Origin of the sequence: Sphingobacterium sp. T2 (assembly GCF_000814685.1) — a bacterium.
In the GTDB taxonomy this organism is placed as follows: Bacteria; Bacteroidota; Bacteroidia; order Sphingobacteriales; family Sphingobacteriaceae; genus Sphingobacterium; species Sphingobacterium thermophilum.
On sequence record NZ_JXAC01000146.1, the window covers coordinates 1 to 5845 of the forward strand.

At 40.7% G+C, this 5845-nt stretch carries 4 protein-coding genes; all 4 read left to right on the forward strand.

Going from position 1 to position 5845, the window contains the following annotated elements:
• Positions 1-96: 96 nt before the first annotated feature.
• The 4 genes from SD31_RS09895 to SD31_RS09915 all read left to right on the forward strand — a co-directional run bounded on the left by SD31_RS09895 (position 97) and on the right by SD31_RS09915 (position 5834).
• Entirely contained in the window at positions 97-1224 is a 1128-nt protein-coding gene (locus SD31_RS09895; protein WP_082021909.1) for an AGE family epimerase/isomerase, read from the forward strand.
• 335 nt (positions 1225-1559) lie between these two features.
• The gene (locus SD31_RS20250; RefSeq protein WP_039054005.1) at positions 1560-3308 is read left to right on the forward strand and encodes a SusC/RagA family TonB-linked outer membrane protein; all 1749 of its coding nucleotides are present in this window, start codon (positions 1560-1562) and stop codon (positions 3306-3308) included.
• Between the two features lie 35 nt (positions 3309-3343).
• The gene (locus SD31_RS20255; RefSeq protein WP_262506617.1) at positions 3344-4675 is read left to right on the forward strand and encodes a SusC/RagA family TonB-linked outer membrane protein; all 1332 of its coding nucleotides are present in this window, start codon (positions 3344-3346) and stop codon (positions 4673-4675) included.
• Positions 4676-5024: 349 nt separating this feature from the next.
• Positions 5025-5834 (forward strand): RagB/SusD family nutrient uptake outer membrane protein, encoded by an 810-nt coding sequence (locus tag SD31_RS09915; protein WP_039054007.1) that lies wholly within the window; start codon positions 5025-5027, stop codon positions 5832-5834.
• Positions 5835-5845 lie beyond the last annotated feature (11 nt).

Consider the following 5845-nt stretch of genomic DNA (forward strand, 5'->3'; position numbering starts at 1 on the left):
GACGACTTATACAATAGATACAAAGAATATATAGACAACATTATAGATTTGGATGGAATGATTTGTTATTAAGTATAGGAAATGAATTATTAGAGAATGATGATTCTTTTGGGAAAATGTAATTCCATTGACAAAGAATATGGAGGTTATTTGACATGTCTGGATCGTGACGGCTCTGTCTTCGATACGGATAAGTTCATGTGGTTGCAGGGACGTCAGATATGGACGATGTCTATGCTATATGATAAGGTAGAGGCGAAGGAGCATTGGAAAGAGATAGCAGAACATGGAGCCCGCTTTATTTTACAGCATGGCCGTGACGAAAAGGGCGATTGGTATTTCGCTCTGGATAGGGCAGGAAATCCATTGGTGCAGCCTTACAACATCTTTTCGGATTGCTTTGCCAGCATGGGCTTGGCGGCGTTGTATAAGATTACTAACAACGATGAATATGCGCAGGTCGCTTACGACACTTTCAAACGTATCATCCAAAGACGCAATAATCCAAAAGGTAAATACAATAAGGCTTATCCTAATACACGGGCTCTCAAGGGTTTTTCGCTGCCGATGATTCTGAGCAATCTGTCGTTGGAATTAGAGCATATCGTAGGCACAGATACTGTAGAATCGCTTATCGATGAAATCATTCACGAGGTGATGGAAGTGTTCTATCAACCTGAAAGTGGCCTTATCGTAGAAAGTGTCAATGCCGACGGTACTTTTTCAGATACATTTGAAGGACGATTGGTAAGTCCGGGGCATGTCATCGAAGCTATGTGGTTTATGATGGATCTAGCTGCCAGACGTAAGGATGCTAAACTGATGGATAAATGTATTCAGATAGCGCTACGTGCGCTGGAGTATGGATGGGATGAGGAGTTTGGCGGTATTTTCTACTTTAAAGATATCTTAAACAGACCACCACAACAGCTGGAATGGGACCAAAAACTATGGTGGGTGCATCTGGAAGCTTTAGTATGTATGGCTAAAGGTTATGCCTATACAGGAGACGAGAGATGTAAAGCATGGTTTGAAAAATTGGATAACTATGCCTTTAATAGATTCTCAGACCCACAGTATGGAGAATGGTTCGGCTATCTCAATAGACAAGGACAGCCTTTGCTCACCTTAAAAGGAGGTAAGTGGAAAGGGTGCTTCCATGTGCCGCGTGCCTTATTTAAAATATATGAGTCGCTTGAGACTACAGTACTTCAAGGAATATAAGAGCAGAATAAGCCGTCAGAATAAATCAAAGTTTATGTGGCGGCTTTTATTGATATTTATTATTAATTTTTTTTAAAAATATATTTGTTATAAAGCTAATATTTTATAATTTAGTATATATAAACCTATTAAATTGCAATATGTAACCTTTTATTTCTAGCAATAACTGTATCGTTATTGGCTAAAGAGATACACCAATCCTTATATTATTTTTGGAACAAACAAACACCAATTAAATAAATTATGAAATGTCTAAACTTTACTACATCTAATGTGTTTAGGGCTTTCTGCTTTATTACGATGCTGTTAAGTACCTTTCCGTCTATGCGCAGACAATGGTGCAGGGAGTGGTACGCAATGAGCAAAATAGTCCTATTGCAGGAGCGACGATTAGAGTAAAAAATTCTAATCAAATGGTCTCATCCTCTACGGATGGAAATTTTTCAATTAGGGTGGACAAATTTCCGGCACAAGTAGAGGTTTCTTTTGTAGGTTACGAAACCCAAACCGTTACTCTTAACGAGGCAAGGACGCTGACAATTGTTTTGCAGCAGTCTGATCGTGCTATCGAAGAGGTGATGGTCGTGGCGGCATACGGTACGCAGAAGAAAAGTACCATGGTAGGGTCTGTAGCTCAGATTTCAGGAGAAGAATTAAAGAAGGCTCCGGCAATGAACCTTACCAATGCTTTGGCGGGAAGGTTGCCTGGTTTGACCTCTTTACAGCAGTCGGGAAGACCTGGAGCAGATAATGCAGCCTTATATATCCGAGGCATCAGTACTTATGGAGGAAACCGATCTCCACTGTTGATTGTGGATGATGTGGAAAGACCGATTTCTACATTAGCGTATTTAGATCCTAATGAGATAGAATCTATTTCTACATTAAAAGATGCTGTGGCAACTTCCATGTATGGAGTTCAGGGCTCCAACGGGATTATCCTTGTAAAAACCAAATCCGGTGTGTCGACACCAACTAAGGTATCGTATGACTTCTCCTATAGCATAGGTCAAAATACACGATTACCAAAGTTTTTGGATGGACCGGACTATATGGCCTGGTATAATAAAGGTATAGAGATGGATAATGATGCCTTGTTAAATCTAGGTCAAAGTCCAATAGCATATGTATATTCTCAAGAGATGATAGATGCCGTACGAAATGGCACAAATACCAATCCTCTGCTAGGCAATACGGACTGGATGGGACTATTGGCTGGAGAGAATAGTTATTCACAACACCATTCAGCAACATTATCCGGAGGAAATAATAATACGCAGTATTTCGCTGCATTGAGTCATATGCTTCAGGATGGTGTAATCAACCATACGGATTTTAAACGCTATAATGTAAGAACAAATATTAATTCACGACTTGCAAGTTTCTTGGGATTCGGTGTGAATCTACATCTACGCCATCAGATAACAAATTTACCGGGTATAGCTCCGGATAATACTCAATATATGAATCCTTGGTATCAGGCAGCACGTATGTTGCCTAATATCCCTCAATATGCTCCTAACGGACTTCCAACATCCATTTCCAATCAGGTAGGACTTTTGAATCCGATAGCATCTGTTGAGAAATCCGGATACCAAAAATATTTGGGAAATATTTTTCAGGGACAAGCACATCTGAATTTCTATGTACCTGGTATTGATGGTTTGGTGGCGAAAGTTCAAGGAGCCTATGACTATACGCAACAGGAAAGCAAATCATGGGCACAACCTTATGAAACTATGGCCCGAGGCATGACTCAGGTGACAGGGGATTACAGTCTGCAAAAAACCGTACCTGGAATCACTGTTACGCGCTTGACACAAAATCATTCTGCGAGCTATAAACAAAATTTGCAAGCAAGTCTTAACTATAATAAGGTTTTTAACGACACACATTCTATAAGTGCTTTGGCCCTATATGAGTTCTCCAAGTCGTATGGTAACTCCTTTGGGGTAGGCGTGCGTAACTTCCCTATCACGATTATTCATGAATTGGACTATGGCTCCAAAGATCCTGAAGATATTATTGCTCCAGGAGGTGCGTCTGCCGCACAAATAAGACGTGCAGGTTGGTGGCCCGTGTGAGCTATGGCTATAAGGAAAAGTACTTGCTAGAAGCAGTGAACAGATGGGACGCTTCCTCCTCTTTTGCTAAAAATAACAGATGGAATATGTTCCCTGCAGCAGGTCTGGGATGGGTCATTTCCAAAGAAGATTTCTTTAGCAATGTCAATAATATACAGTATTTGAAGCTTAAGGCTTCGTACGGTAAATCGGGTAACGATAAAGCTCAAGAAGGCTCATTCCCGTATATGGCCACATTCGTTCCTACATCCGATCCGGTGGTAGTAATCGATGGAGTTCCTGTAGCAGCATTATATACTTCCAATGTGCCTAACCCTAACCTCAAATGGGAAGAGACCTCTACATTCAATATTGGTTTTGAAACCCGTTTCTTAAGGAAGTTCTCTTTGGAATTCGACTGGTTTTATAAGTATACTACCGGTATTTTGGGCTCTGTAAGTGGATTGTATCCACCATCTGTAGGAGGTTATTACCCTTCATTGGCTAATATCGGAGAGGTAGACAACAGAGGATTTGACGCTCAAGTAAAATACAATGATAATTTTGGAGATTTCCGTTTGAGTCTGACAGGAAACTTCAACTGGGCTCGTAACAGATATCTCAAATATCAAGAAGCAGATGGAACTCCTTCTCATCTAAGTGTAATTGGACGTTCTATTGGTGCGAAAAGAGGATATGTCGTTGAAGGGATGATCCAAACTTGGGAAGAAGCGTTCAACACGCCTTCGCCTTCAACAGGTGCTCTGGCGCCAGGATTTTTCAAATTCAAAGATCTTAATGGAGATGGTTTAATCACAAGCAGCGGGGACAGAACCTTTATCGGTAAATCCAATGTACCAGAGATCATGTTTGGTTTGGATATAAATTTAGCGTATAAAGGATTTGACTTTTCTGCTCTCCTTCAAGGAGCTGCAATAGCGGATGTTTCATTGGCAGGAACATATGAAGGTTCTGCAGGCGTTACTCAAGCCATCGACGATAATACCGTATGGACCAAGACATTCTATGGAAATGGTAATGCTCCATATTTCTTAGTAGAAAATGCTTGGCGTCCGGATAATCCAAATGCTAAATTCCCAAGATTGACAGCCAATCAGGTGGGATTGTCATCAAACAACGCCCATGCCAACTCAGGCTGGATTCGTAGTGGAGATTATCTGCGTCTGAAATCTATGCAGTTAGGCTATACACTACCTAAAAAATTTGTTGATAAAGCTAAAATTCAAAGCTTTAGACTATTCGTAACAGGTTCTAACTTGTATACCTGGGATCATTTGAAATATATAGATCCGGAAATGCCGAATGTTACGTTGGGTTTCTATCCTCAGCAACGTTTATATGAATTTGGTGTAAGTGTAACCTTCTAAATCTTAAGTCATGAGAATCAAAAATAAATTAAAATATAGTTTGCTGGCTTTAATAGCATCAACGACAGTAAGCATTCAAAGCTGTAGTATAGATGTGGTGCCACAAGACCGATATGCGGAGGAAGCTGTATGGGCCGATCCATCAACTATTGAACTGTATGTAGACGGTTTGTACGCAAGAGTTCAAAAATTTCCAGTTTGGGTTGTTTCCAGGTCTAGGATATGATAATGCCATGGATGCCTTGGCCGATATCATGAAATTTACCTCTACAGTACCGGGTAATGGTACGGTGAATATATTAATTTCTAGTTCAAGCCAATTTTCGCCTTCAAGCGTGGGGTTGAACTATTGGAGTACGGGATATACCGCATCAGGCGTGTCAACGAATTTATAGAAGGAGTGAGAACCAAGTCGTTGTTGAGCGACGAGGAAAAAGTAAAATACGAAGCGGAAGCAAGATTTATCCGTGCCTACACCTATTTCTGGCTAGCCAAAATCCATGGTTCTGTTATCATCCAAGATGATATCAATACCTATAATGAGAAGGATAAACAACGCTCTAGTGAAGAACAGGTTTATGACTTTATGATTCAAGACCTGAAATATGCTGCCGAAAATCTGCCGGTAAACGCACTTGCCGGACGGGCGAACAAGGGGGCAGCATATGCTCTGTTGTCGAGAGTCGCTCTTTATGCAGGGTCTATTGCCCAATATGATCGCAAGCAGTTTAATTCTGATCCACTGACCGGAATTACAGAATCAAGAGCACGTGAATTCTATCAGATTGCGGCCGATGCTGCAGAATCTGTCCGTAGTCTTAATAAATATGAGTTGGATGGCAATTTTGCTTCTATCTTCACTAATAAAAACACGAAGGAAGCAATATTTCGTGTAGATTTTGTTTATCCTTCCATCACCCATCAATATGATTACGGATATGCTCCACCACGCGATAATAATGGAATGACCTTAGTGTATGGTGTGCCTACCGCTGAACTTGTGGATGAGTTTGAGATGGAAGATGGAACAAAATTCTCTTGGACTAATCCGGAACATGCTGCCAATCCATATGATAAGCGTGAGCCTCGTTTCTATGCTACCATCCTATATAATGGGACATCATGGAAAGGAAGAACCTTAAATACCACTAGGAAGTAGTGGTATTTAAG